General features: G+C 70.1%; 24 protein-coding genes and 4 tRNA genes. 14 read left to right on the top strand and 14 right to left on the bottom strand.

The window, feature by feature from the left end; genetic code table 11:
• The first annotated feature begins 1 nt into the window (after position 1).
• Together AC07DO_RS11035 and AC07DO_RS11040 are read left to right on the top strand one after the other, a co-directional pair.
• Positions 2-76, top strand: a tRNA-Asp gene (locus AC07DO_RS11035).
• 328 nt (positions 77-404) lie between these two features.
• On the top strand, positions 405-671 hold the full coding sequence (locus tag AC07DO_RS11040) for a DUF6274 family protein (protein ID WP_479058653.1): 267 nt from the start codon (positions 405-407) through the stop codon (positions 669-671).
• A 522-nt stretch (positions 672-1,193) separates the two neighbouring features.
• Here the strand turns inward: AC07DO_RS11040 and bldC are convergent.
• Together bldC and AC07DO_RS11050 are read right to left on the bottom strand one after the other, a co-directional pair.
• Positions 1,194-1,400, bottom strand: coding sequence for a developmental transcriptional regulator BldC (gene bldC, locus AC07DO_RS11045; protein ID WP_003949541.1), 207 nt, complete (start codon positions 1,398-1,400; stop codon positions 1,194-1,196).
• 466 nt (positions 1,401-1,866) lie between these two features.
• A complete protein-coding gene (locus AC07DO_RS11050) occupies positions 1,867-2,700 on the bottom strand; it encodes a DUF8083 family protein (RefSeq protein ID WP_479058655.1) in 834 nt (277 codons plus the stop codon).
• Positions 2,701-2,853: 153 nt separating this feature from the next.
• On the opposite strand from AC07DO_RS11050, the gene AC07DO_RS11055 reads away from it, so the two are divergent.
• Together AC07DO_RS11055 and AC07DO_RS11060 are read left to right on the top strand one after the other, a co-directional pair.
• Positions 2,854-3,930 carry a Leu/Phe/Val dehydrogenase gene (locus tag AC07DO_RS11055; RefSeq protein ID WP_479058657.1) on the top strand — a complete coding sequence of 359 codons (1,077 nt, stop codon included), beginning with the start codon at positions 2,854-2,856 and terminating at the stop codon, positions 3,928-3,930.
• Positions 3,931-4,246: 316 nt separating this feature from the next.
• Complete coding sequence (locus AC07DO_RS11060) at positions 4,247-4,501, top strand: DUF3073 domain-containing protein (RefSeq protein WP_055568369.1); 255 nt, start codon at positions 4,247-4,249, stop codon at positions 4,499-4,501.
• A 131-nt stretch (positions 4,502-4,632) separates the two neighbouring features.
• Here the strand turns inward: AC07DO_RS11060 and purM are convergent, their stop codons facing one another.
• Positions 4,633-5,733: a phosphoribosylformylglycinamidine cyclo-ligase gene (gene purM / locus AC07DO_RS11065; protein ID WP_479058659.1), complete on the bottom strand. Its 1,101-nt coding sequence runs from the start codon at positions 5,731-5,733 to the stop codon at positions 4,633-4,635.
• A gap of 36 nt (positions 5,734-5,769) precedes the next feature.
• Positions 5,770-7,296 (bottom strand): amidophosphoribosyltransferase, encoded by a 1,527-nt coding sequence (gene purF, locus AC07DO_RS11070; RefSeq protein WP_479058661.1) that lies wholly within the window; start codon positions 7,294-7,296, stop codon positions 5,770-5,772.
• A gap of 175 nt (positions 7,297-7,471) precedes the next feature.
• Here purF and AC07DO_RS11075 point away from each other — a divergent pair, with 175 nt between their 5' ends.
• Positions 7,472-7,564 (top strand): putative leader peptide, encoded by a 93-nt coding sequence (locus AC07DO_RS11075; protein ID WP_362640831.1) that lies wholly within the window; start codon positions 7,472-7,474, stop codon positions 7,562-7,564.
• A gap of 60 nt (positions 7,565-7,624) precedes the next feature.
• Complete coding sequence (locus tag AC07DO_RS11080; protein ID WP_479058664.1) at positions 7,625-9,064, top strand: sulfatase family protein; 1,440 nt, start codon at positions 7,625-7,627, stop codon at positions 9,062-9,064.
• On the opposite strand, the gene AC07DO_RS11085 is transcribed toward AC07DO_RS11080, so the two are convergent.
• The 8 genes from AC07DO_RS11085 to purS form a co-directional block, all read right to left on the bottom strand.
• On the bottom strand, positions 9,061-9,957 hold the full coding sequence (locus AC07DO_RS11085; protein ID WP_479058665.1) for an META domain-containing protein: 897 nt from the start codon (positions 9,955-9,957) through the stop codon (positions 9,061-9,063). The genes AC07DO_RS11080 and AC07DO_RS11085 overlap by 4 nt on opposite strands.
• Before the next feature lie 59 nt (positions 9,958-10,016).
• Positions 10,017-10,817, bottom strand: coding sequence for a maleylpyruvate isomerase family mycothiol-dependent enzyme (locus AC07DO_RS11090; RefSeq protein WP_479058667.1), 801 nt, complete (start codon positions 10,815-10,817; stop codon positions 10,017-10,019).
• A 10-nt stretch (positions 10,818-10,827) separates the two neighbouring features.
• The gene (locus AC07DO_RS11095) at positions 10,828-11,490 is read right to left on the bottom strand and encodes a TetR/AcrR family transcriptional regulator (RefSeq protein WP_479058668.1); all 663 of its coding nucleotides are present in this window, start codon (positions 11,488-11,490) and stop codon (positions 10,828-10,830) included.
• A 41-nt stretch (positions 11,491-11,531) separates the two neighbouring features.
• Positions 11,532-12,383: a peptidoglycan DD-metalloendopeptidase family protein gene (locus tag AC07DO_RS11100; protein WP_479058670.1), complete on the bottom strand. Its 852-nt coding sequence runs from the start codon at positions 12,381-12,383 to the stop codon at positions 11,532-11,534.
• Positions 12,384-12,430: 47 nt separating this feature from the next.
• Positions 12,431-12,937 (bottom strand): ArsR family transcriptional regulator, encoded by a 507-nt coding sequence (locus AC07DO_RS11105; protein ID WP_479058672.1) that lies wholly within the window; start codon positions 12,935-12,937, stop codon positions 12,431-12,433.
• Positions 12,938-13,066: 129 nt separating this feature from the next.
• Positions 13,067-15,316, bottom strand: a complete 2,250-nt coding sequence (gene purL, locus AC07DO_RS11110) for a phosphoribosylformylglycinamidine synthase subunit PurL (RefSeq protein ID WP_479058674.1) — start codon at positions 15,314-15,316, stop codon at positions 13,067-13,069.
• On the bottom strand, positions 15,313-15,993 hold the full coding sequence (gene purQ / locus AC07DO_RS11115) for a phosphoribosylformylglycinamidine synthase subunit PurQ (RefSeq protein ID WP_479058676.1): 681 nt from the start codon (positions 15,991-15,993) through the stop codon (positions 15,313-15,315). The genes purL and purQ overlap by 4 nt, the downstream gene beginning before the upstream one ends.
• A complete protein-coding gene (purS, locus tag AC07DO_RS11120) occupies positions 15,990-16,262 on the bottom strand; it encodes a phosphoribosylformylglycinamidine synthase subunit PurS (RefSeq protein ID WP_479058678.1) in 273 nt (90 codons plus the stop codon). The genes purQ and purS overlap by 4 nt, the downstream gene beginning before the upstream one ends.
• 362 nt (positions 16,263-16,624) lie before the next feature.
• Between purS and AC07DO_RS11125 the strand changes: the two genes are divergently transcribed.
• The 8 genes from AC07DO_RS11125 to AC07DO_RS11160 all read left to right on the top strand — a co-directional run bounded on the left by AC07DO_RS11125 (position 16,625) and on the right by AC07DO_RS11160 (position 21,258).
• Complete coding sequence (locus tag AC07DO_RS11125; protein ID WP_150217599.1) at positions 16,625-16,942, top strand: histone-like nucleoid-structuring protein Lsr2; 318 nt, start codon at positions 16,625-16,627, stop codon at positions 16,940-16,942.
• A gap of 114 nt (positions 16,943-17,056) precedes the next feature.
• Positions 17,057-17,128 (top strand) — tRNA-Gly (locus tag AC07DO_RS11130).
• A 79-nt stretch (positions 17,129-17,207) separates the two neighbouring features.
• Positions 17,208-17,283: transfer RNA gene (locus tag AC07DO_RS11135), tRNA-Gly, on the top strand.
• A 159-nt stretch (positions 17,284-17,442) separates the two neighbouring features.
• Positions 17,443-18,432, top strand: a complete 990-nt coding sequence (locus tag AC07DO_RS11140) for an ATP-binding cassette domain-containing protein (RefSeq protein WP_479058679.1) — start codon at positions 17,443-17,445, stop codon at positions 18,430-18,432.
• A complete protein-coding gene (locus AC07DO_RS11145) occupies positions 18,429-19,208 on the top strand; it encodes an ABC transporter permease (RefSeq protein ID WP_479058681.1) in 780 nt (259 codons plus the stop codon). Before AC07DO_RS11140 ends, AC07DO_RS11145 begins: the two co-directional genes overlap by 4 nt.
• Positions 19,190-20,557 carry a sensor histidine kinase gene (locus AC07DO_RS11150; RefSeq protein ID WP_479058682.1) on the top strand — a complete coding sequence of 456 codons (1,368 nt, stop codon included), beginning with the start codon at positions 19,190-19,192 and terminating at the stop codon, positions 20,555-20,557. Before AC07DO_RS11145 ends, AC07DO_RS11150 begins: the two co-directional genes overlap by 19 nt.
• The gene (locus AC07DO_RS11155; RefSeq protein WP_479058683.1) at positions 20,554-21,162 is read left to right on the top strand and encodes a response regulator; all 609 of its coding nucleotides are present in this window, start codon (positions 20,554-20,556) and stop codon (positions 21,160-21,162) included. The genes AC07DO_RS11150 and AC07DO_RS11155 overlap by 4 nt, the downstream gene beginning before the upstream one ends.
• Positions 21,163-21,185: 23 nt before the next feature.
• Positions 21,186-21,258 (top strand) — tRNA-Gly (locus AC07DO_RS11160).
• 65 nt (positions 21,259-21,323) lie between these two features.
• Here the strand turns inward: AC07DO_RS11160 and AC07DO_RS11165 are convergent.
• Both AC07DO_RS11165 and AC07DO_RS11170 read right to left on the bottom strand, forming a co-directional pair.
• The gene (locus tag AC07DO_RS11165) at positions 21,324-22,220 is read right to left on the bottom strand and encodes a phosphoribosylaminoimidazolesuccinocarboxamide synthase (RefSeq protein ID WP_479058684.1); all 897 of its coding nucleotides are present in this window, start codon (positions 22,218-22,220) and stop codon (positions 21,324-21,326) included.
• 117 nt (positions 22,221-22,337) lie between these two features.
• Positions 22,338-23,828 carry a N,N-dimethylformamidase beta subunit family domain-containing protein gene (locus AC07DO_RS11170; RefSeq protein WP_479058686.1) on the bottom strand — a complete coding sequence of 497 codons (1,491 nt, stop codon included), beginning with the start codon at positions 23,826-23,828 and terminating at the stop codon, positions 22,338-22,340.
• Positions 23,829-23,906: the final 78 nt, after the last annotated feature.

Raw genomic sequence — 23,906 nt, forward strand, 5'->3', positions numbered from 1 at the left:
AGGTCCTGTGGAGCAGTTTGGAGTGCTCGCCACCCTGTCAAGGTGGAGGCCGCGGGTTCAAATCCCGTCAGGACCGCAGTAGAAGAGGGGCCGCACCGGTTAGGTGCGGCCCCTCTTGCGTTACGGCACACCCCGAGGCCGCGCCCGCGGCGAAGCCGCAATCAAACACAGCAAATCCCGTCAGGACCGCAGTAGAAGAAGGGCCGCACCGGTTAGGTGCGGCCCCTCTTGCGTTACGGCACACCCCGAGGCCGCGCCCGCGGCGGAGCCGCATCCCATGGATGCGCCCCCTCTTCGCGTGCCTCCGCGCGCGGCCCGTTGTGGTGCCCGCATCTTGACTCCGTCACATTCCGCCGGTACCCCGGACACCAGGGAGTCGCGGGAGGCTCCCCAGGAGGTGACGCATGTCCGCTTCTCCGGCATCCACGCGGCACGAGACGCGCGCCCTGCTGCGCGCCCACCTCGCGGCGGCCACCAGATACCGCCACGTGACCCGGCACTGCCCGATCTGCCACCGACTGCTGAGGCTCGCCCTGGAGCCCTCTCAGCGCGTCTCCGGCGAGCACGAGGCCCCCGAGGCGGCCTTCGTGCGCGAGAGCGCCACAGCCGCCCGCTCCGGGCCGGCCGGCCCGGAGGCACCGGCCGGGGACGAAAGTCCCCCCGACGCATGACCAAAGACGACACGCGGGCCCCCACCCCGGTGGGAGGCTGAGAAGTGGAGGGCGACATACGGTTTCGCTGGGCGCCACAACCCCTCTAGCGCAGGGGTGTCATGCGCAACAAGCTTCACGACGTGTGACGGGTGTCACCGAACAAGTTTTAGGAAGTTAGGAACTTACACCCTCCCTACAACGGGCCAATTTAATATGTGCAATTGCACCATCCCCCGGGATCGGCCCGGGCACTCCCCCCAGGCCCCGGCCCGAGACTCCCCAGAGACAAACTAGGGTGCTAAGACCCCGCCCACCAGCGCGTCCTCCGCGCACAAAAAAGATCGCGCTGGACCCGGCGGAGTCCAGCGCGATCGAAACGACGCACCCAAGTGAGTCAGGCGTGGGCCCCGTTGGGGCAGGACCCTCGTCGCGTGTAGCCACATGTCGGACGTACGGCCAGGTTGGGGGACCCGGCAGCAGTGGTGCTCTTCGCCCGAGTTGTACGAGTTACTGCTGGTTGAGCGGTACTTCTGACGTACGTCAGGCCTCGCTGCGCTGCTGCGGAATGCCCGCGAGCAGTGCGCGGACCTCAGCCTCGCGGTACCGGCGGTGTCCGCCGAGCGTGCGAATCGACGTGAGCTTGCCAGCCTTGGCCCAACGCGTCACCGTCTTCGGGTCGACGCGGAACATCGTGGCGACCTCAGCCGGGGTCAGCAGCGGCTCGGCATCAGGGGTGCGAGCGGTCATGAGCGGCCTCCTCGGGAGAACCGAACCTTCTCGGTTCATTCCTCTAAATTCTGCACCTTGACCCGCGTTGCCCGAAATGGCGGACGCGAGTCGAGTCGGTTATAGGACGAACGGCTTGTCCTCGGCACTACAACTACACCATCCGTCCAGCCGCGTCGGCCAAACCGATGGAATTGCCCTCCCAGGTGTTCATCACCGACGGAAGCCGATGGACCATGCCATAGCGGACAGTCACGCCACAGTGACGATCAGTCACAGAGCGATCAGGAGTCAACAGACCCCCCATAGAGTGCAATGCTGAGCATTCCGCCCATAGTTGGGCGGAAGGAGCCCTCCCCGGACTCCTTGTCCTATTTTGGCACGAGGAGGGGTGATGGGCGCAAGGGTGCAGTTAGTGCGGTCCGTCACGCTTGAGACAAAGGCCCGGATCGGGACCTACGTCCTGACACCGGGGAGGCCGGAGGCCTCAGTTCGCGAACCGAAGGTCCCGGACCGCCCGCCATCGCTCCACGAGCCTTGCATACGCCTCGCCCGCCGCCTCGCCGTCGCCGGCGCGCAGCGCCTCGATTCCCTCGGCGACGTCCGCGGCCGAGTGGTCCTCGTCGAGCTCGTCGGCGGAGACCGCGTGCACGAGCCCGCCGTAGTCGAGCTCGACCAGGGAGCGGGGATGGAACTCCTCCAGCCACCGGCCGACGTCCATGAGCCCCTCGATGATCGGCCCCTCGTCCAGCGCGTCCCGCAGCGCCCGCAGCCCGCGCGCGACCCGGCGCCGCGCCTCCACCATCGGGGTGCGGTAGCGGAGCCCCGGCGGCTCCCCCTTCTCGTGGCTGCGCTCCTCGTCGGAGACGAGCACGAACCAGTGCAGCGGCACCTGCCACGTCGACGTGCGGATCCAGGGGCGCGCGTCGGGGTTGCGGGCCAGCCACTGTTCGTAGTCCGCGGCCGTCTGGCGGCGGAGCACCGGGGGGAGCACGGCGTCCAGGACCGGCCCGGGCAGCTGCCCCGCCAACTCCTCCATCGCCTGCCAGCCGCGCAGCCGGGTCCGCCACGGGCAGACGTGCAGCACTCCGTCGACCTCGGCCACGAACGCGTCGTCGCTCTCGTGCACCGGCACGGGCACCGGGGGCGTGGGCAGCAGGTCGGCCAGCGAGCGGCGGAGCTCGTCCTGGCAGGAGGGCAGGTCGGGGCGGCGGGCATAGCGCGCCCAGTGGCCGCGCTCCGGCTCGGGAAAAGCGGCCAGCGGCTCGTACACACGCAGGTAGGACGCGTACGGGACCGTCACCGAGGACACCTTGGGCACGGCTCCTCTCTCCCCCGCGGACGCGCCGGAAAACGTGATCCTCGGCACCGGGAAGCCAAGGTCGGTGGACAGCCTCTAGTCTCATGCCCATCGGGCCCCCGCCACCCGTACGGGAGCCCTCCCAACCGCCGCACTTGACCGGGAGTCACCACAGTGACCGAAGCAGACAACGGCGTCCTGCACACCCTGTTCCACTCGGACCAGGGAGGCCACGAGCAAGTAGTGCTCTGCCAGGACCGCGCCAGCGGCCTCAAGGCCGTGATCGCCATCCACAGCACCGCCCTGGGCCCCGCCCTCGGCGGCACCCGCTTCTACCCGTACGCGACCGAGGAGGAGGCCGTCGCCGACGTCCTGAACCTGTCGCGCGGGATGTCGTACAAGAACGCCATGGCCGGGCTCGACCACGGCGGCGGCAAGGCCGTGATCATCGGCGATCCGGACCGGATCAAGAGCGAGGAGCTGCTGCTCGCCTTCGGCCGCTGCGTCGCCTCGCTCGGCGGCCGCTACGTGACGGCCTGCGACGTCGGTACGTACGTCTCCGACATGGACGTCGTCGCGCGCGAGTGCCGCTGGACCACCGGACGCTCCCCCGAGAACGGCGGCGCGGGCGACTCCTCCGTGCTCACCGCGTTCGGTGTCTACCAGGGCATGCGGGCCAGCGCCGAGCACCTGTGGGGCGACCCGTCGCTGCGCGGGCGCAAGGTCGGTGTCGCGGGCGTCGGCAAGGTGGGCCACCACCTGGTCGAGCACCTCCTGGAGGACGGCGCCGAGGTCGTCATCACGGACGTCCGCGAGGAGTCGGTGACCCGGATCGTCCACAAGCACCCGTCGGTGACGGCGGTGGCGGACACCGAGGCGCTGATCCGGACCGAGGGCCTCGACATCTATGCGCCGTGTGCGCTGGGCGGGGCGCTGAACGACGACACCGTGCCCGTCCTCACCGCGAAGGTGGTGTGCGGCGCCGCGAACAACCAGCTCGCGCACCCGGGTGTGGAGAAGGACCTGGCCGACCGGTCGATCCTCTACGCGCCGGACTACGTGGTGAACGCGGGCGGCGTGATCCAGGTCGCCGACGAGCTGCACGGGTTCGACTTCGACCGGTGCAAGGCGAAGGCGTCGAAGATCTTCGACACCACGCTCGCCATATTCGCTCGCGCAAAGGAGGACGGCATCCCGCCGGCCGCCGCGGCCGACAGGATCGCCGAACAGCGCATGTCCGACGCGCGCTGAACGTGCCCGGAATCCGATGTTCCGGCGCTGTGTGACGTTTTGACAGGGCCCCGTCGACGTACAGGAGAGACAAGACTCACCCCCGTCGGCGGGTCGCCCACCAAGAAGAGGTTAAAATCGCAGTTGACCAGCGAGGACGGGGCTCCTCGAGGGTCGTGCGCCGAGGCGCGTCCTGCGGGCGACGTACCGTATGGCCGCAGGAGCAGGTACCGTGGAAGCCCTACGGACCGGTCTCTCCACGGAGAGCCCGTTCCAGATCATGAACGCGTGTCAAGACTCTGGGGCCGTCGAGCCCCGTATCCGAGGGGGTCGAGCCATGGGGCGCGGCCGGGCAAAGGCCAAGCAGACGAAGGTCGCCCGCCAGCTGAAGTACAGCAGCGGCGGGACTGACCTGTCGCGTCTGGCCAATGAGCTGGGCGCTTCGACTTCGCAACAGCCGCCGAATGGCGAGCCGTTCGAAGACGACGACGAGGAAGACGACCCGTACGCCCAGTACGCGGATCTGTACAACGACGACGAGGACGAGGACTCCGACGAGTCCGGTCCGTCGTCGCAGCGCCGCGGCGCTTGACCTCGTTGCATACGCAGCACCTGTTGCCTACGCGGCATTCGCAGTTCTCGTAGCAACTGCACTTCACCCGGTCCGGGGTGGTCACCACACCGGACCGGGTTTTGTGCTGCCCCGGAGGGCAGCACCACCGTCTACTTCTCGTAGTCACCGATCAGGGCGGCGCCCGTGGCGTGCTCGCCGCGGTCCGTGATCTCGCCCGCGACCCAGGCGTCCACGCCGCGGTCCGCGAGGGTGGTGAGCGCCGCGTCCGCCGACTCCTCGGGGACGATCGCGATCATGCCGACGCCCATGTTCAGCGTCTTCTCCAGCTCCAGGCGCTCCACCTGGCCGGTCGTGCCGACCACGTCGAAGACCGCGCCCGGCGTCCACGTCCCCCGGTCCACGATCGCGTGCAGGCCGTCCGGGATCACCCGGGCGAGGTTGGCCGCGAGGCCGCCGCCCGTGACGTGGCTGAAGGCGTGGACGTCCGTGGTGCGGGTGAGCGCCAGGCAGTCCAGGGAGTAGATCTTGGTGGGCTCCAGGAGCTCCTCGCCGAGCGTGCGGCCGAACTCCTCGACGTGGCGGTCCAGGGCCCATCCCGCACGGTCGAAGACCACGTGCCGTACGAGCGAGTACCCGTTCGAGTGAAGACCCGAGGACGCCATGGCGATGACCGCGTCACCCTTACGGATGCGATCGGGGCCGAGCAGCCGGTCGGCCTCGACCGCGCCGGTGCCGGCACCCGCGACGTCGAAGTCGTCCGGGCCGAGCAGACCCGGGTGCTCCGCGGTCTCGCCGCCGACGAGGGAGCAGCCCGCGAGGACGCAGCCCTCGGCGATGCCCTTCACGATCGCGGCGACACGCTCGGGGTGGACCTTGCCGACGCAGATGTAGTCGGTCATGAAGAGCGGCTCGGCGCCGCACACGACGATGTCGTCCATGACCATCGCGACGAGGTCGTGGCCGATGGTGTCGTAGACCCCCATCTGGCGGGCGACGTCGACCTTGGTCCCGACGCCGTCGGTGGCGGAGGCCAGGAGCGGGCGCTCGAAACGCTTGAGGGCGGAGGCGTCGAAGAGCCCGGCGAAGCCGCCGAGGCCGCCGAGGCCGGCGACCTCGGGACGCTGGGTCTTCCTGACCCACTCCTTCATCAGCTCGACGGCGCGGTCGCCCGCTTCGATGTCGACGCCCGCGCTTGCGTAGCTGGCACCAGTGCCCGCATGCGGAGCATGCTCAAAAGACTCAGCAGACATGTGGGTGAGAACTTTCCTGTCGTACTGCGTGGGGTCTTACGGGCGACGGATCGCGTCGGCCGCTGCCGTGGACGCCGGGCCCGCGGCCAGCTCCGTCTCCAGGAGCTGCTTGCCGAGCAGCTCGGGGTCCGGCAGGTCCATCGGGTACTCGCCGTCGAAGCAGGCACGGCAGAGGTTCGGCTTGTCGATGGTCGTGGCCTCGATCATGCCGTCGATGGAGATGTACGAGAGGGAGTCGGCGCCGAGCGAGGTGCCGATCTCCTCGATGGTCATGCCGTTGGCGATGAGCTCGGCGCGGGTCGCGAAGTCGATGCCGAAGAAGCACGGCCACTTCACCGGCGGGGACGAGATCCGGATGTGGACCTCGGCGGCGCCGGCCTCGCGGAGCATCTTGACCAGGGCGCGCTGGGTGTTGCCGCGGACGATCGAGTCGTCGACGACCACGAGGCGCTTGCCCTTGATGACTTCCTTGAGGGGGTTCAGCTTGAGACGGATGCCGAGCTGGCGGATCGTCTGCGAGGGCTGGATGAAGGTCCGGCCGACGTAGGCGTTCTTGACCAGGCCCGCGCCGAAGGGGATGCCGGACGCTTCCGCGTACCCGATCGCGGCGGGGGTGCCGGATTCGGGCGTCGCTATGACCAGGTCGGCCTCGACGGGAGCTTCCTTGGCGAGTTTCCGGCCCATCTCGACCCGCGAGAGGTAGACGTTCCGGCCCGCGATGTCCGTGTCCGGGCGCGCCAGGTAGACGTACTCGAAGACACAGCCCTTGGGCTTCGCTTCCGCGAATCGGGACGTTCGCAGTCCGTTCTCGTCGATCGCGACGAACTCGCCGGGCTCGATCTCGCGGACGTAGCTGGCGCCGCAGATGTCGAGCGCGGCGGACTCCGAGGCGACGACCCAGCCGCGCTCCAGACGGCCGAGGACCAGCGGGCGGATGCCCTGCGGGTCGCGGGCCGCGTACAGCGTGTTCTCGTTCATGAAGACGAGGGAGAAGGCGCCCTGCACGTCCGGGAGGACCTTGGTGGCGGCTTCTTCGATGGTCAGCGGCTTGCCGTCGTCGTCCACCTGGCCCGCGAGGAGAGCCGTCACCAGGTCGGTGTCGTTGGTCGCGGCGACCTGGGTCGCGCGGCCGTTCTCCTTGGGCAGGGCGGCGACCAGCTCGGCGAGCTGGGCGGTGTTGACGAGGTTGCCGTTGTGCCCGAGCGCGATGGAGCCGTGCGCGGTGGCACGGAACGTCGGCTGGGCGTTCTCCCAGACGGAGGCACCGGTGGTCGAGTAGCGGGCGTGACCGACCGCGATATGACCCTGGAGCGAGCCGAGAGAGGTTTCGTCGAAGACCTGGGACACGAGGCCCATGTCCTTGAAGACGAGGATCTGGGAGCCGTTGCTTACCGCGATTCCCGCGGATTCCTGACCCCGATGCTGGAGGGCGTAGAGCCCGAAGTAAGTGAGCTTTGCGACCTCTTCGCCCGGAGCCCAGACACCGAAGACGCCGCAAGCGTCCTGGGGGCCCTTCTCGCCGGGAAGCAGATCGTGATTGAGTCGACCGTCACCACGTGGCACGGCATCGAGTGTAGGCGAGATCGACCACTGGTCCGAATTGGGGATACGGACCCTGCACGGACCGTAATCGCGAACGCGCCGCGCACGCCGTCCGCCCGGGCCGAGTGCGAAGCCCTCGTGAACAGACCGGCCCTTTCGTTGACACCTACAAGCGCTCTCGGACAGGCTCCGGCGCATGCAGTCCACCGGTGACCCGACGGTCACACTCGTGGGGCGCCGCCACGTTGACCTGGTCCGTGTCGCGAGCGCCATCTGTCGCGCTGCCTGAACGCACCCTTCCGCATCCCTCTTCCCCCGGTTTTCGCCTGCCCTCGTTCAGGAGCGCGTTGTGTCTTCGCACAAGTCCGACAGGTCCGTTTCCCAGCTGTCCCGGCGTGCCTTCGGCGGCGTCGTCGGTGCCTCCGCGACCGCCGCCGCCGTCGGTCTCCCGGCCGCCGAGGCGCAGGCCCGCGCCGGCGCCGAGGAGCGGCCGTTCCGCGCGGCCGCGCGACGGGGCGGCCGACGGCCCAACATCCTCTTCATCCTCGGCGACGACCTCGGCTGGGCCGACCTCTCGTCCTACGGATCACCGCACATCAGGACCCCGAACCTGGACCGCCTCGCCCGTGAGGGCGTCCGCTTCACGGACGCCTACTCCGGGTCCGCGACCTGCTCGCCCACCCGTTTCAGCCTGTACACGGGCCGCTTCCCCGGGCGTACGAAGGGCGGGCTCGCCGAGCCGATCGCGGACAGGTCCGTGGGCCTCGACCCGACCCACCCCACGCTCGCCTCGCTGCTGCGCGACGCCGGGTACGCGACGGCGCTGATCGGCAAGTGGCACTGCGGCTACCTGCCGGACTACTCCCCCACCAAGTCCGGGTGGGACGAGTTCTTCGGGAACTTCGGCGGGGCCCTGGAGTACTACTCGAAGCTGGGGCTCGCCGGGGAGTACGACCTCTACGAGGGCGCTGTCCGGGAGGGCGACGCCGAGTACAAGGACCTGCGGTACTACACGCGCGTCCTGACCGAGCGGGCGAGCGCATACGTGCGGCGGGACCACGGCGGCAAGCCGTGGCTGCTCAACCTGAACTTCACCACCCCCCACTGGCCGTGGATAGCGGACGGCGACGAGGAGCAGAGCGCGGAGATCGTCCGCCGGATCAGGGCGGGCGAGAAGGGGGCCCTGCAGCACCGGGACGGCGGTTCCGTGGAGAAGTACAAGGAGATGGTCGAGGACCTGGACCGCTCCGTCGGCGAGGTGCTGCGCGCCCTGAAGAAGTCCGGGCAGGAGCGGGACACCCTCGTATTCTTCGCGTCGGACAACGGCGGCGAGCGCTTCTCGTACAACTGGCCGCTGTCCGGCAACAAGGGCTCCCTCAAGGAGGGCGGCATCCGTGTGCCGACCATCGTGCGGTGGCCGGCGCGGCTCGACGGCGGGCAGGTCAGCGACGAGCCCGTCTACACGCCCGACTGGACGGCGACGCTCCTGGAGATCGGCGGCGCCAGGCCGGACCGCGCCCACCCGCTGGACGGCACCAGCCTCGCCCCGTACCTCCTGAAGGGCGAGAAGCTCGCCGAGCGGGAGCTGTTCTGGCGGGTACGGGGCGAGCGGGCGCTGCGGCGCGGCAGCTGGAAGTACTACCGGGGCAAGGACGGCGCCGACCAGCTCTTCGACCTCGCCGAGGACCGGCGCGAGCAGGCCGACCGGGCCGCCGCGGAGCCGCGACTCCTCGCCGAGCTGCGGCGGGCGTGGGAGCGGACGGACGACGGGCTGCTGCCCTACGCCTAGTTCTCGCCCTTGGCCGGGTCGTTGCTCCGGACCGCGCTCCGGTCCTTGCCCCGGTCCTTGCCTTCGGCGGTGTTCGCGGTGACGACCGTGCCGTCGTCCGCGGTGAGCTTCAGCGTGCCCTGCTTCACCTCGTACCGCGCCTCGCCGCCGAAGAGCTTCAGCAGCTTGCGTTCGGTGGTCATCGCGTCGCCCGGGCACATCTTCCGGGTGGTCGCGGGCGCGCCGAAGGTGATGCGGCCGTCCTTCGCCTCTGCCTTGGCGGAGACGTCGTTGCAGCCGAGGTTGCCGCGGACCTTGCCGTTGTCGCCGAAGGTGAGGTGGACCTTGCCGGACACGGCCTTCGGCAGGGTCGCTGCCGTCTTGCCGTCGCCGATGCCGTTCACCGTCCACTGGGTGCCGGTGAGCGGCGCGTCGGGTTCGGCGGGCTGCGAGGAGAAGTCCACGCGGTCTCCCTCGGCCGTGGTGAGGGTCATGCGGTCGCCGTCCACCTTCGCGGTGAACTTGCCCGCGCCGAGTGCGCGCGTGAGGTTCTCCTCGAACTTCATGCGGCCGTCGCCCTCGCAGGCCATCCTCGTCGTCTGCGTCTTGCCGAAGTCCACGGTGTCCCCCTTGATCGACACGGTGGTGCCCGCCTGGTTGCAGCCGTAGCTGCCGGCGGCCTTCCCGTCCTTGCCGATCTTGAGGTAGGCGCCTTCCGGAGCGTCGTGCTTCTTGCCGCCCACGGTGAGGCTCTCGACGTTCCAGCGGACACCGGTGAGTGCCTGCTCGCTCTCCACGGAACGGCCGCCGGAGTCGCTGTCGGAGCCGGCTCCGGACTCGCTGCCGCATGCCGTGAGCAGCAGCCCCGCGGAGGCCAGCGCGGTCAGGGTGAGGGTCAGTCGCTGCGTGTGCATGGCAATGTGACGGGACAAGTGGGGGTACCGGTTCCATCTGCCGCCCGGCGCCCGCGGGGTCACCCCATGATCGGCAGCAGCCCCGACAGATCCGCCCGCTCACCGCTCGCGCTGACCTGCGCCGCGTCGAGCGCCGTCGCCCAGTCCGTACGCCCGGCCGCGAGGCGGACCCAGGTGAGGGCGTCGGTCTCGACGACGTTGGGCGGGGTGCCGCGGGTGTGCCGGGGGCCTTCGACGCACTGCACGACGGCGTACGGCGGAATCCGTACCTCCGTGGACGCGCCCGGCGCCTTCACCGCGAGGGCGTCCGCCAGGAGCCGGGCGCAGGCGGCCAGGGCCTGCCGGTCGTACGGCACGTCGAGGCCCGGCACCGCGTCGTTCAAGTCGTCCGTGTGGACGGTGAGTTCGACGGTACGGGTGACCAGGAAGTCGCCGAGGGTCATGGCGCCGAAGCGCGAGGGCACCAGGCGGTCGTCCGTCGCGGCGGCCAGGGACTCCTCGATGCCGGTGAGCGTGCGCGTGAAGAGGTCGTCGAGGTCGGCGCCCGCCGTCTCCGCGATCGCCCGGGTGTCCTCGTCGACCTGCGCGGCCGCGGTGACCGTGGCGAACGGCCAGTCCATGAGCGGCACTTCGTGCCGGCCGGGTTCCGGCATGCCGAGGTAGCGGTGGACGGTGCCGAGGACCATCGCGATGTGGGCGGCCAGTTCGCGCACGGTCCAGTCCCCGAGCCGCGTCGGGCGGGCGAGCTGCTCGGGGGTGAGGGTGCGGACCGCGGTGCGTACGTTGCCGAACTGGGCGAGGACGGCGGTGCGGGTCTTGGCGGAATCGTACGAGCGCGTGCGCTTCTTGGCCGGTGGCATGGTGCCGAGCCTAAGCGGTCCCGGGGTACCCCTGAAGTCCCTTTTCCACCAGATCGAAGGCGCGCTCGGCGAGGGCCGCGCAGTCGACCGCCATGTCGTCGGCGCTGTCACCCGCGAGGAGTCTGCGGTGGTTCTCCAGGATCACCGCGTCCCGTGCGGCGACGAGCTGCTGGGCGGCTACTCCCGCGAGCAGCCGGTCGCCCGTCTCCTCGGTGAGGACCTCCGCGAGGAGCTCGACGCTGCGCATCCGGAAGGTCAGCATCCGGCGCGCGAGGGCGGGGGTGTCGCTGATGAGCTGCCGCATCTGGAGCAGACGGGCGTCTCCGGAGAGGCCGATCGAGGGGTCACGCGCGTCGACCATGGCGAGGAACTGACGGCGCAGCGCGGCGACCGCGCTCTCGCCGGGCGCGCGCCCGCGCACCGCTTCGGCGGCGTCGGAGACGTGCTCCTCCATCGGGCCGAGGAGGACGTCCTCCTTGGTGCCGAAGTAGTTGAAGACCGTCATCTTCGAGACGTCGGCGGCGTCCGCGATCTCCGCGACGGAGACCTTGTCGTAGCCACGCTCCAGGAACAGGTCGAGCGCACTGCGCCAGATCCGCATCGCCGTCTGCCGCTTCTTGCGCTCCCGCAGCCCGAGTGGTTGCGCAGCCACGCCCTCTTCAGCCCCAGCCATGCCCACACTGTACCAGGATGAAATTTTTACCCGGTAAAGTCTTACTCGGCGCTCACCTGTCGGCTCGGCATGCCTTCACCGGCCGTGAACACGGTGCCGTTCGCGGGCACGCCGACACCGCGCCAGCTGAACGGGAGGCCGCGGGCCGTCTCCATGTCGGGCCCGTCCATCAGGCTGAAGTGCAGGTGCGGCTCGGTGGAGTTGCCGGAGTTCCCGCACCGGCCGAGCTCCTGCCCGACGGCCACCCGGTCTCCCACCCGCACCGTGAGAGAACCCTGCTCGACGTGCGCGTACACGGCGTACGTCCCCTCGCCCAGGTCCAGCACGACGTGGTTGCCGACGACGCGGCGGGCGCCGCCGAGCGTCCTGCCGACGCCCTCGACCAGCCAGAAGTACAGGACCCCGACGAGGGAGCTGCGGCTGAGGTGGTCGCGCTGGCCGTCCTCAGCGTGCACGACGGTCGCGTCCGCCACCGCGAGCAGCGGCGCCCCGAAGGCGGGGTAGGCCTGCCCGCGCCGGGCGACGGGCCAGAACCAGACGGGCTTGGGGCGCGCCGGCCCCTCCGCGGGCTCGGCCGTGATGTCGATGGCGTACGTCTGGGCCAGGTGGTGCGTGCCGTGGCTCGGCACCTTGTCGGCGGGGCTGTTCAGCGCGGACCAGCGGCCGGTGACCGGGGGTTCGACCTCGACCGGGGCCGGGGGGTCCACCTCGATCCGCTTGCGCGCGGAGCGGGACATCGACGTACTGATGCCGATCGCGGCGAGCGCGGGCAGCCAGCTCAGCCAGTAGTTGTACGGCAGCTCCGTGAACTGCCGGACGACGAACTGGGCGAAGAACACGACCCACAGCAGCCGGTGGGCCACGGCTGCGGTCTTGCGCAGGCCTACGGACACAACTCCCCCTTGTACGGTCATAAAGTCACAAAGTCGTACAGAATCGGTCAGGTCACCGGCTTTGCCGCCGTGAGCACCACGAGCAGCGGCACCACCCGCCCGGCGGGCACCTCGAAGCGCCCGCGCTCCGTGCTGTGCAGCCAGCCCGTGCCGGTCAGCTGGCGCAGGTGGTGGTAGATCTGGCCGGTCGTGCCGACGTCGTCGAGCGCGGCCAGCTCGGCGGCGGTGCGCAGGCCGCCGAGGATCTCCCGCAGCAGCCGCAGCCGCACGGGGTTGCCGAGCGCGGCGAACGACTCGGCCGCCTCGGACCAGTCACCCTCGAAGACCGACTCGGTGAGCAGGCCGTACTGCCACTCGTACCGGTGTCCTGTCGGCACCCGCACCGTCCCGGTGAACAGGACGGCGCCGTCCGCGTCCTCCGTCACCGGATGCCGCGCCTTCAGCGCGTCGAGGGCCCAGAAATCGCCCTCCCCCACGGCGGGCGCGGCCGGCCCCGCGCTCTCCAGCTCCGCCATGCGCCGTTCGAGCTCGGCGACGCGCTCTTCCAGATCCATGACTTGAACTTACGTAATTACGTAATCTCGTGCAAGCCCTCACCCCTACCGGCTCGCCCCGGATACGCCGAAGCCCCCGCCCGGACCAGGTCCGAACGGGGGCTCCAGGGAGGAAAAGCCGGGCGTCTCTCAGGCGAAGAGGCCCGGGATCGTCTCCTCGTGCGCCGTGCGCAGCTCGCTCAGCGGCAGCGTGAACTCGCCCTGTACGTCGACCGCGTCGCCGTCGACCACGCCGATGCGGCGCACGGGCAGGCCCCGCGCCCCGCACATGTCGGTGAAGCGCAGCTCCTCGCTCCGCGGCACCGAGACGACCGCGCGCCCCGCCGACTCGGAGAAGAGGAAGGTGAACGCGTCGAGGCCGTCGGGCACGACGAGCCGCGCGCCCTTGCCGCCGCGCAGGCACGACTCGGCCACGGCCTGCACGAGACCGCCGTCCGACAGGTCGTGCGCGGCGTCGATCATGCCGTCGCGCGACGCCGAGATCAGGATGTCGGCGAGCAGCTTCTCGCGGGCCAGGTCGACCTTGGGCGGCAGCCCGCCGAGGTGTCCGTGGACCACCTGTGACCAGGCCGAACCACCGAACTCCTCGTGCGTCTCGCCGAGCAGGTAGAGGAGCTGGCCCTCTTCCTTGAACGCCATCGGCGTACGCCGCGCGACGTCGTCGATCACACCGAGCACAGCGACGACGGGCGTCGGGTGGATCGCCGCCTCACCGGTCTGGTTGTAGAGCGAGACGTTGCCGCCGGTGACCGGGGTGCCCAGCTCCAGGCAGCCGTCCGCGAGGCCGCGGATGGCCTCGGCGAACTGCCACATGACGTCCGGGTCCTCGGGCGAACCGAAGTTCAGGCAGTCCGAGATCGCGAGGGGCTTGGCGCCGGACGCGGCGACGTTGCGGTACGACTCGGCGAGTGCGAGCTGCGCGCCCGTGTACGGGTCGAGCTTCGTGAACCGGCCGTTGCCGTCGGTGGCGATGGCGACGCCGAGACCCGTCTCCTCGTTGATCCGGATCATCCCGGAGTCCTCGGGCTGGGCGAGCACGGTGTTGCCCTGCACGAAACGGTCGTACTGGTCGGTGACCCAGGACTTCGCGGCCTGGTTCGGGGCGGCGACCAGCTTGAGGACCTGCTCGCGCAGCTCCTCGCCGTTCGCCGGGCGGGCCAGCTTGTTCGCGTCGTCGGCCTGGAGGGCGTCCTGCCAGGACGGGCGGGCGTACGGACGCTCGTAGACCGGGCCGTCGTGCGCGACCGTGCGCGGGTCGACGTCGACGATCTTCTCGCCGTGCCAGAAGATCTCGAGCCGGTCGCCGTCCGTCACCTCACCGACGACGGTGGCGATGACGTCCCACTTCTCGCAGATCGTGAGGAACCGCTCGACCTTCTCGGGCTCGACCACGGCACACATGCGTTCCTGCGACTCACTCATGAGGATCTCCTCAGGGGTGAGCGTGGAGTCGCGCAGCGGCACGTCGTCCAGCTCGACGCGCATGCCGCCGGAGCCGTTGGACGCCAACTCACTGGTGGCGCAGGAGAGACCGGCCGCGCCGAGGTCCTGGATGCCGACGACGAGCTTCTCGGCGAAGGCCTCCAGGGTGCACTCGATGAGGAGCTTCTCCTGGAAGGGGTCACCGACCTGGACGGCCGGGCGCTTGCTCGGCTTGGTGTCGTCGAAGGTCTCGCTCGCCAGGATCGAGGCGCCGCCGATGCCGTCGCCGCCCGTGCGGGCGCCGTACAGGATGACCTTGTTGCCGGGGCCCGAAGCCTTCGCGAGGTGGATGTCCTCGTGCCGCATGACGCCGATGGCACCGGCGTTCACCAGCGGGTTGCCCTGGTAGCAGGCGTCGAAGACGAGCTCGCCGCCGATGTTGGGCAGGCCCAGGCAGTTGCCGTAGCCTCCGATGCCCGCGACGACGCCGGGGAGCACCCGCTTGGTGTCGGGGTGCTGGGCGTCGCCCATGCGCAGCGGGTCCACGACGGCGACCGGGCGGGCGCCCATCGCGATGATGTCGCGGACGATGCCGCCGACGCCGGTGGCCGCGCCCTGGTAGGGCTCGACGTACGACGGGTGGTTGTGGGACTCGACCTTGAAGGTGACCGCGTAGCCCTGGCCGACGTCGACGACGCCGGCGTTCTCACCGATGCCGACGAGCATGGCGTCGTTCTCGGGGACCTTCTCGCCGAACTGCTTCAGGTGGATCTTGCTGCTCTTGTACGAGCAGTGCTCGGACCACATGACGGAGTACATGGCGAGCTCGGCGCCGGTCGGGCGGCGGCCGAGGATCTCGCGGACGCGCTCGTACTCGTCTTCCTTCAGGCCCAGTTCGGCCCAGGGGAGCTTGACGTCGGGCGTCTCGCTCGCGTGCTTGACGGTGTCCAGAGTCATGCGTTGACCAGCTTCTTCAGGATCGAGGTGAAGAATCCGAGGCCGTCGGTGCGGCCGGTCCCGATCAGCGGCTCGACGGCGTGCTCGGGGTGCGGCATGAGGCCGACGACGTTGCCCGCCTCGTTGGTGATGCCGGCGATGTCACGGAGCGAGCCGTTGGGGTTGCCGTCGAGGTAGCGGAAGGCGACGCGGCCCTCGGCCTCCAGCATGTCCAGCGTCCGCTCGTCGGCGGTGTACTGCCCGTCGATGTTCTTCAGCGGGATCAGGATCTCCTGGCCTGCCGTGTAGTCGGCGGTCCAGGCGGTCCCCGCGTTCTCCACGCGCAGCTTCTGCTCGCGGCAGATGAAGTGCAGGTGGTTGTTGCGCAGCATCGCACCGGGCAGGAGGTGCGTCTCGGTGAGCACCTGGAAGCCGTTGCAGATGCCGAGGACCGGCATTCCGGCCTTCGCCTGCTCGATGACGGACTCCATCACCGGCGAGAAACGCGAGATGGCGCCGGCCCGCAGATAGTCGCCGTAGGAGAAGCCGCCGGGCAGCACCACGGCGTCGACCTGCTTGAGGTCCTTGTCCTTGTGCCACAGCGGCACGGCTTCGGCGCCCGCCACGCGGACGGCACGCTGGGTGTCGCGGTCGTCGAGGGTTCCCGGGAAAGTGACGACTCCAATTCGAGCAGTCACTTCGCGGCCTCCTCGGCCTTCGCCTCTTCTTCGACCTTTACGACGAAGTCTTCGATCACGGTGTTGGCGAGGAAGGTTTCCGCCAACTCGTGGATACGGGCGAGGGCCGCGGCATCCACCGGCCCGTCGACCTCGAGTTCGAAGCGCTTTCCCTGACGTACGTCGGAGATGCCCTGGAAACCGAGGCGCGGCAGTGCACGCTGCACCGCCTGGCCCTGGGGGTCGAGGATCTCCGGCTTGAGCATGACGTCGACTACGACGCGTGCCACTGGCACTCCCGGTGTGTGGTGCTGGCGTGTGCTGCTTGCTAGGTGCTGAGCAGGTTCCTTCAGACTACCGGCACAAAAATTCTACTCGCGTAGATTCGTAGCAACCTACGAGATGACGGTCACGTTCCGGTGCTCAAACAGGTTTCGAACCGAGAACCTTCACCATGAATCCATGAAAGATCACGCAACGTCATTGGTACCTGACACGCGGAGGTATTAGGACAGGCTTCACAATGCAATGCCGGGCACTGTACAAAGGAAATGGCAATAGTCGATACTTTGCCGAAAACATCCGTGCACTCGGCATCACCGCATGTCAACGCGGTACACGCGGGAGAGCCCGCGCGAAGGGACCGATATTCGTGGCGCAACGTGTCGTGGTCACTCTCTTTGACGACATCGACGGCGGGGAAGCGGCGGAAACGGTCGCGTTCGGTCTTGACGGCACGTCGTATGAGATCGACCTCAATCAAACCAATGCAGAGAAACTGCGCGGGGCACTTGCCCCGTACCTGGAGGCCGCCCGCAAACAGTCGCGATCCGGCATCGCGTTCCGGCACACGGCCCTCTCCCCGGACCCGTCGGCGGTCCGCGCCTGGGCGCGCTCGCACCACATGAACGTGCCGCCGCGCGGCCGCATCCCCAAGAAGGTCTACGAGGCGTTCGAGGCGGCCAACTGAAACACCAGGTCCGCGCCCCTCGGCACAACCGACTTGCGCTGCACCCCCGCTGGTCAGCTAGAGTCTGGAGCACGCCGAGGGGCGAGGCCGAAAGGCCGGGCCTCACGGAGTCATGCGGGTGTAGTTCAGTAGTAGAACATCCCCCTTCCAGGGGGAAGGCGCAGTGTGCAATTCCTGTCACCCGCTCTGCATCGCTCACGGACCGGTCCTCCGGTTGCGGTAAGCTGGTGCCCGCGCCGATCAGTGAGAGCTGGTCGGAGGCAATGCGAACGTAGCTCAGTTGGTAGAGCGCAACCTTGCCAAGGTTGAGGTCGCGAGTTCGAACCTCGTCGTTCGCTCCACGTGAGAGGCCCCGGTCGATTCGACCGGGGCCTTCTTCGTGTTCCGGGCTTCTCCGTGTTCCCCGGCGGACCGTGCCCGGCGGCGCCTCTGACATTTGTCATACGGGCCGGTGACAGCGCGCACTGCCGACGGCTTCCCGGCCGGGGGACGCTCGGACCATGACTGACCAAGTGATCGACGTGACCGATCTGCGGCGCGTGTACGGGGGCGGTTTCGAGGCGGTACGCGGGGTCTCCTTCGCCGTGGGGCGCGGCGAACTGTTCGCGCTCCTCGGCACCAACGGCGCCGGCAAGACATCCACCCTCGAGCTCCTCGAAGGGCTCGCCGCCCCGGCCGGCGGACGCGTGCGCGTCCTCGGGCACGACCCGTACACCGAACGCGCCCGGGTACGGCCCCGCATCGGCGTCATGCTCCAGGAAGGCGGATTCCCCGCGGAGTTGACCGTCCAGGAGACCGCCCGCATGTGGGCGGGGTGCACCAGCGGCGCCATGCCCGTCGGCGAGGCCCTGGACGTCGTCGGGCTCGGCAGGCGGGTCGGTGTGCGGGTGAAGCAGCTGTCGGGCGGCGAGAAGCGCAGGCTCGACCTCGCCATGGCGCTCCTCGGCAGGCCGGAGGTGCTCTTCCTCGACGAACCCACCACCGGCCTCGACGCCGAAGGGCGCCGCGAGACCTGGGAGTTGGTGCGGGACCTGCGCGACAACGGCACGACCGTGCTGCTCACCACCCACTACCTGGAAGAGGCCGAGGCGCTCGCCGACCGCCTCGCGATCCTGCACGAGGGCCGGATCGCCGCCGCGGGACGCGTCTCCGACGTGGTCGCCAGTCAGCCCTCCCACATCTCCTTCGAACTGCCCGACGGCTACTTCGTCGGCGACCTGCCGCCCCTCGGTGAGCTGGGCGTGAGCGGCCACGAGATCTCGGGGAGGAGGGTCCGGCTGCGTACGAACGAACTCCAACGCGCCGCCACCGGCCTGCTGTTGTGGGCCAGGGACGCACGGGTCGAGCTCACCGGACTCGACGTACGGGCGGCGTCCCTGGAGGAGGCGTTCCTGCGGATCGCGCGCGCCGCCGAGAGCGGCACCGCCGAGGCGTCCGCGCGGCACACGGGCGGGAAGAGCGGCGCGAAGAACAAGGAGATGGCCGTATGAGCACGATGACCACGACGGCCCCCGCGGGGCGCATGCGGGCGCTCGCGCGCTCCGAGATGACCCTGCTCGGGCGGAGCAAGGGCACGCTGTTCGCGGCGCTCTTCGTGCCGGCGGTGATCCCGTTCAGCATGCGGCAGGCCGCCGACGGCATGGACCTGAAGGGCACCGGACTCGACGTCGGCACCGTCGTACTGCCGAGCGCCCTCGGATTCTCCCTGCTCTTCGCCGTGTACTCGGCGCTGACCGCCGTCTACGTCGCCCGGCGCGAGGAACTCGTACTGAAGCGGCTGCGCACCGGTGAGCTGCGGGACCCCGAGATCCTGGCGGGCGCCGCGCTGCCCTCGCTCCTCATCGGCATCGTGCAGTGCGTCCTCCTCTCCGTGGGCTGCGCGGTGCTCCTCGACGCGGGGGCGCCGAGCGCGCCGCACCTCGTCGTCCTCGGCGTCGCGGCGGGCCTTGTGATGTTCGCCGCGCTGGCGGCCGTCACCGGGAGCTTCAGCAGGTCCACCGAGTCCGCGCAGGTCATGACGATGCCGCTGATCTTCGTGTCGATGATCGGCTCCGGGCTCTTCGTCCCGCTGGAGGTCATGCCCGACAAGCTCGCCTCGGTCTGCGAGCTGCTGCCGCTGTCGCCCGTCATCGAGCTGATCCGCGGCGGCTGGGCCGGCCACCTCTCCGCGGGCGACGCGCTCGGCGCCGCCGCCACCGCGGTGGCCTGGACCGTCCTCGCGGTGTTTGCTGTACGGCGGTGGTTCCGGTGGGAACCCCGGCACTGAGGGAGGCGACGGACGTGGTCGGCCGGATGCGGGCCTGGCAGCGGAGCTGGCACGGGCGCAGCAAGATCGAGAAGGTCGAGTTCCAGTCGACGGTGACATGGCACCTGGTGCCGTGGATCTTCCTCCTCAGCTGGGTCTCGGTACCGCTCGGCCTGAGCCTGCGCCACGACCTCGCCCCACAGCTCTTCGGCTGGACGCTGATCGTGACGGGCGCCGCGCAGTGCCTCCAGGCCAACCGGTCGCTGCGCCGCTCGGTCGACCACTACCTGCGCCGGGCTCCGCTGCCGCGCCGCGACCTCGTCGTGGCGGGCGTCCTCATGAGCGCCACGCTGGGTCTCGCCGTGGGTCTGCAGGCGGTGGACGGGGTGCCCTCGGAGATGCTGGGCCTCACCGCCCTGTTCGTACCGATGCCGTTCGCCCAGTCGCTCGCCTTCTCCGCCACCGTCCGCGGCTACGCGGCCCGCATGGCGCTGGTCGTCGTCGTGGCCGTCGGCGCCTTCGCCGTCGCCGGGGCCCCCGGCGGGCAGCTCGTCGCGATCGGCGTGATCATCGCCTTCGCGGGCTTCCTCGCGCTGATCTCCACACGCTGCGGCGCCTGGACGCTCTCCGTGATGTGGGAGGCCGACCGGGGCCGCGAGGTCGAGGCGCGGCTCGCGGTCGCCGAGGAGCGGCTGCGGTTCGGACGGGACCTGCACGACGTGATGGGACGCAACCTCGCCGTCATCGCCCTCAAGAGCGAGCTCGCTGTGCAGCTCGCGCGGCGGGGGCGCCCGGAGGCCGTGGACCAGATGGTGGAGGTGCAGCGGATCGCGCAGGAGTCGCAGCGGGAAGTACGAGAAGTCGTACGCGGATACCGCGACGTCGACCTGAAGGTGGAACTCGCCGGCGCGCAGGGCGTGTTGGAGGCGGCCGGGATCGAGTGCCGGGTCATCGGGTCCGGGGTCGCGCTGCCCGCATCGGTGCAGTCGGCGCTGGGGTGGGTCGTGCGGGAGGCGGCGACGAACGTGCTGCGGCACGGTGACGCGGGGCGGTGCGACATCGCTCTCGCGGTGAGTGAGGGGCGGGCGACGTTGAGCGTGGAGAACGACGGGGTGCCGGAGGTGGCGCCCGCGGGGCACGGCTCCGGTCTCGCGGGGTTGCGGGAGCGGCTCGCCGCGGTGGACGGGACGCTGGACTTCGCGTCCGGCGACGGGGTGTTCCGGCTCGCCGTGCAGGTGCCGCTGCCGCCTTCGCGGGACCCGGCCACGTGGGAGCAACCGGATCACCTGGATCGATCGGGGCGGTCCGGACGGTCCGGCCCGTCGAGCCAGGAACACGGCCCCGGCCTGGACAGGGAGGTGGCGGCGTGACCCTTCGTGTGCTGCTCGCCGACGACGAGCACCTCATCCGGGGTGCGCTCGCCGCGCTGCTCGCCCTGGAGGACGACCTCGTCGTCGTCGCCGAGGCCGCGTCAGGACCCGAGGCGCTCGCCATGGCGCGGGCGCACCGGCCCGACGTCGCCGTCCTCGATCTGCAGATGCCGGGCGCCGACGGTGTGAGTGTGGCCACATCCCTGCGCGACGAGTTCCCCGAGTGCAGGACCATGATCGTGACGAGTCATGGCAGACCGGGACATCTGAAACGGGCCCTCGCGGTGGGCGTACGGGGCTTCGTGCCGAAGACCGTCAGCGCCCAGCGGCTCGCCGAGATCATCCGGACCGTGCACGCCGGAAACCGTTACGTGGACCCCGAGTTGGCCGCCGACGCCATCTCCGCCGGCGACTCGCCGCTGACCGCCCGTGAGGCCGAGGTCCTCGAACTCGCCGCCGACGGGGCGCCCGTCGCGGAGATCGCCGAGCGCGCCGCACTCTCCCAGGGAACCGTCCGCAACTACCTCTCGTCGGCCGCCACCAAGATCGGTGCCGAGAATCGTCATGCCGCGGTGCGTCTCGCACGCGAGCGAGGTTGGGTATAGTTGGCCTCGCGCCACGGCGCAGCGCGGACGTAGCTCAGTTGGTAGAGCGCAACCTTGCCAAGGTTGAGGTCGCCAGTTCGAACCTGGTCGTCCGCTCCGAAGGAAAGGCCCCGGTCCACTGGACCGGGGCCTTCTTCATGCTCGGCCGCTGTGCGCCCCGCCTACCAGGGCGTGCCGGTGAGCCGCTCGTACGCCTCGATGTACTTGGCGCGTGTGGCGTCCACCACGTCCTGCGGCAGCGCGGGCGGCGGCTGCTCGCTCTTGCGGTCCCAGCCCGAGGCCGGCGAGGTCAGCCAGTTCCGCACGAACTGCTTGTCGTACGACGGTTGGGCGTGGCCCGGCTCCCACTGGTCCGCGGGCCAGAACCGCGAGGAGTCCGGGGTCAGGACCTCGTCGGCGAGGATGAGCTCCTCCCCGGCGAAGCCGAACTCGAACTTCGTGTCGGCGAGGATCAGGCCGCGCTCGCGCGCGATGTCCAGCGCCCTGCCGTAGACGGCGAGGGTCGTCTGGCGCAGCTGCGCCGCGGTCTCCGCGCCGACCTGGCGGGCGACCTCCTCGTACGACACGTTCTCGTCGTGCTCGCCGACGGCGGCCTTCGCGGCGGGCGTGAAGATCGGCGCGGGCAGCTCAGAGCCGTCGACCAGGCCCTCGGGCAGGGCCAGGCCGCAGACGGTGCGCGACTCGTTGTACTCCAGGAGGCCCGAGCCCGTCAGATAGCCGCGGGCCACACACTCCACCGGGACCATCTCCAGGGACCTGCAGACCAGCGTGCGGCCCTCCCAGTCGGCGGGCGCGCCCTTCGGCAGCTCCGTGGAGACGACGTGGTTCGGCACGATGTCCGCGAGCTGGTCGAACCACCACAGGGAGAGCTGGGTGAGGACGCGGCCCTTGTCGGGGATCTCCGACGGCAGCACCCAGTCATAGGCGGAGAGGCGGTCGCTGGCGACCATGACGAGCTCGCCCGCCTCGTTCTGGTACAGCTCGCGCACCTTGCCGGTGTGGAGGTGGACCAGGCCCGGCACCTGGAGCGGCTCGGGCTTTTCTACGAATCCGGACACGGTTCCCTCCCGTGGTTCTGGCCAAGTGGGGTCGATTCTCCCGTATGGGAGGTGTGGTTTTGGCCAGGGGTTGAGTGGGGCGGTCGAAGGGGGCGATCGAGGGGGCGAATGGGGCGGTCAGTCACGCTTGCAGATGCGGTCCAGAAGGTTGGCCGTGGCGCGCTGGATACGGGGGTCCACATGGCCGGGACGGTCCAGCGCCGGGGACCATGCGAAGGTGCCGGACGCGAAGACCAGGGCGCCGGACGGGGCGCGGTAGAGCGACGACTCCTGGTGGCGGACGACGCCCTCGGTGTCCTCGTACGGGGAGTGGGCGAGGAGGATGCGGCCCTGGTGCTCGGGGAGCGCCGTCCGGGGGAAGTAGCGGTCGGCCTCGCCCGCGACGAGGCCGTCGATCTCGTCGCCGTCGTGCGCCCCCGTGGCCTCCCACAGCCAGTGGTCGGCGTTGCGGACGACGAGGGGCCGCGGCTCGGGGACGCGGCCCGCGTACTGGATGCCGAGGAGCTGCTGCTCGGCCGCCTTGCCGCCGTCCCGCTCGCGCCACAGGGCCGGTTTGCCGGGGCCTCGGCGCTTGCGGCAGGTGAGGAGGCGGTCCTCGACGCCGGACGCGGAGGGGCTCAACTCCACCTGCCAGTACATGGTGTTGGCGGAGAGGAAGACCAGTGACGTGCCGTGCTCGCGGGCCTGCTCCGTGGTGCGGCGCATGCTCGGCGACCAGTACTCGTCGTGGCCCGGGAAGACCAGGCCCCGGTACCGGGTCGGGTCGACGCGTCCCGCGTGCAGGTCGCGGGCGTCCGCGTACGCCAGGTCGTATCCGTACCGCTCGGCCCAGCGGATGAAGTCGTAGGCGTGGCCCACGTGCAGGGGGAGGCCCGCGCCCGCGTACGGCCGGTCGAAGGAGACCGTGACGGCGGCCTCGCTCTCGCCGAGCAGTCCGCCCTGCTCGTCCCACGCGTGGTAGAGGCTGGCGCCCGTGCGGCCGTCCTCGGGGTAGAGGTTGTACGCCTGCCAGGTGACGTCGGGCAGGAGCAGCAGGAGGTCGGCGGGGTGGTCGTCGCGGACCGTGAAGGGGACGTGCGAGCGGTACCCGTCGGCGGTGGTCAGGACCGCCACGTACGCCCCGACGTTCCAGTAGCTCGGGATCTGCAGGCGCCAGGAGAGCCACCAGTGGTGGCAGGAGACCGTGCGGTCGGCGGTGAGCGGGGCAGGCTGGACGATCCCGGAGAGCCGGGGGCTTGTGGTGATCTTGCTGGCGCCGTCTCCTCCGTAGTGCCCGATGCGGTAGATGTCGACGCCGAACTGCTGGGGCGGGTCCACGGTGACGTGGAAGTCGATGGCCTCGCCGGGGGCGGCGGCGCCGGTCGAGGTGAACCCCTTGATCTGGCAGTGCACGTCGTCGGCGTTGAGCGGGCCGCCGGTGCGCGGTGCCGGGATGTCGGCGGCGCCGGGGGACGGGGCGTGGTCGATGTACCAGGGCACGACGTGGCCGGTGTCGTCGAAGTAGTGCTCGGTTCCGCGCAGCCAGGGCAGCGGGCCCTGGCCGAAAGGGTCCGACACGGCGTGCGCCAGCGCACCCGATTCCCATCGACGGATCGGCTCCGACCTCATCTGTGCCCCTCCCTCGCTCCCCCGAGCCTGCGCCGCCTGTGGTGCGTACGGTCCGGCAGCCGCTCCCAGCACATCACA

The sequence above is a fragment of the Streptomyces sp. NPDC045678 genome (assembly GCF_056432085.1).

Excerpts from the sequence above, each read along its gene's own strand:
- AC07DO_RS11040 (WP_479058653.1), top strand. The coding sequence starts at position 405 with ATGTCCGCTTCTCCGGCATCCACGCGGCACGAGACGCGCGCCCTGCTG.
- bldC (WP_003949541.1), bottom strand. The coding sequence starts at position 1,400 with ATGACCGCTCGCACCCCTGATGCCGAGCCGCTGCTGACCCCGGCTGAG.
- AC07DO_RS11060 (WP_055568369.1), top strand. The coding sequence starts at position 4,247 with ATGGGGCGCGGCCGGGCAAAGGCCAAGCAGACGAAGGTCGCCCGCCAG.
- purM (WP_479058659.1), bottom strand. The coding sequence starts at position 5,733 with ATGTCTGCTGAGTCTTTTGAGCATGCTCCGCATGCGGGCACTGGTGCC.
- AC07DO_RS11075 (WP_362640831.1), top strand. The coding sequence starts at position 7,472 with ATGCAGTCCACCGGTGACCCGACGGTCACACTCGTGGGGCGCCGCCAC.
- AC07DO_RS11085 (WP_479058665.1), bottom strand. The coding sequence starts at position 9,957 with ATGCACACGCAGCGACTGACCCTCACCCTGACCGCGCTGGCCTCCGCG.
- AC07DO_RS11090 (WP_479058667.1), bottom strand. The coding sequence starts at position 10,817 with ATGCCACCGGCCAAGAAGCGCACGCGCTCGTACGATTCCGCCAAGACC.
- AC07DO_RS11095 (WP_479058668.1), bottom strand. The coding sequence starts at position 11,490 with ATGGCTGGGGCTGAAGAGGGCGTGGCTGCGCAACCACTCGGGCTGCGG.
- AC07DO_RS11105 (WP_479058672.1), bottom strand. The coding sequence starts at position 12,937 with ATGGATCTGGAAGAGCGCGTCGCCGAGCTCGAACGGCGCATGGCGGAG.
- purL (WP_479058674.1), bottom strand. The coding sequence starts at position 15,316 with ATGACTCTGGACACCGTCAAGCACGCGAGCGAGACGCCCGACGTCAAG.
- AC07DO_RS11140 (WP_479058679.1), top strand. The coding sequence starts at position 17,443 with ATGACTGACCAAGTGATCGACGTGACCGATCTGCGGCGCGTGTACGGG.
- AC07DO_RS11145 (WP_479058681.1), top strand. The coding sequence starts at position 18,429 with ATGAGCACGATGACCACGACGGCCCCCGCGGGGCGCATGCGGGCGCTC.
- AC07DO_RS11170 (WP_479058686.1), bottom strand. The coding sequence starts at position 23,828 with ATGAGGTCGGAGCCGATCCGTCGATGGGAATCGGGTGCGCTGGCGCAC.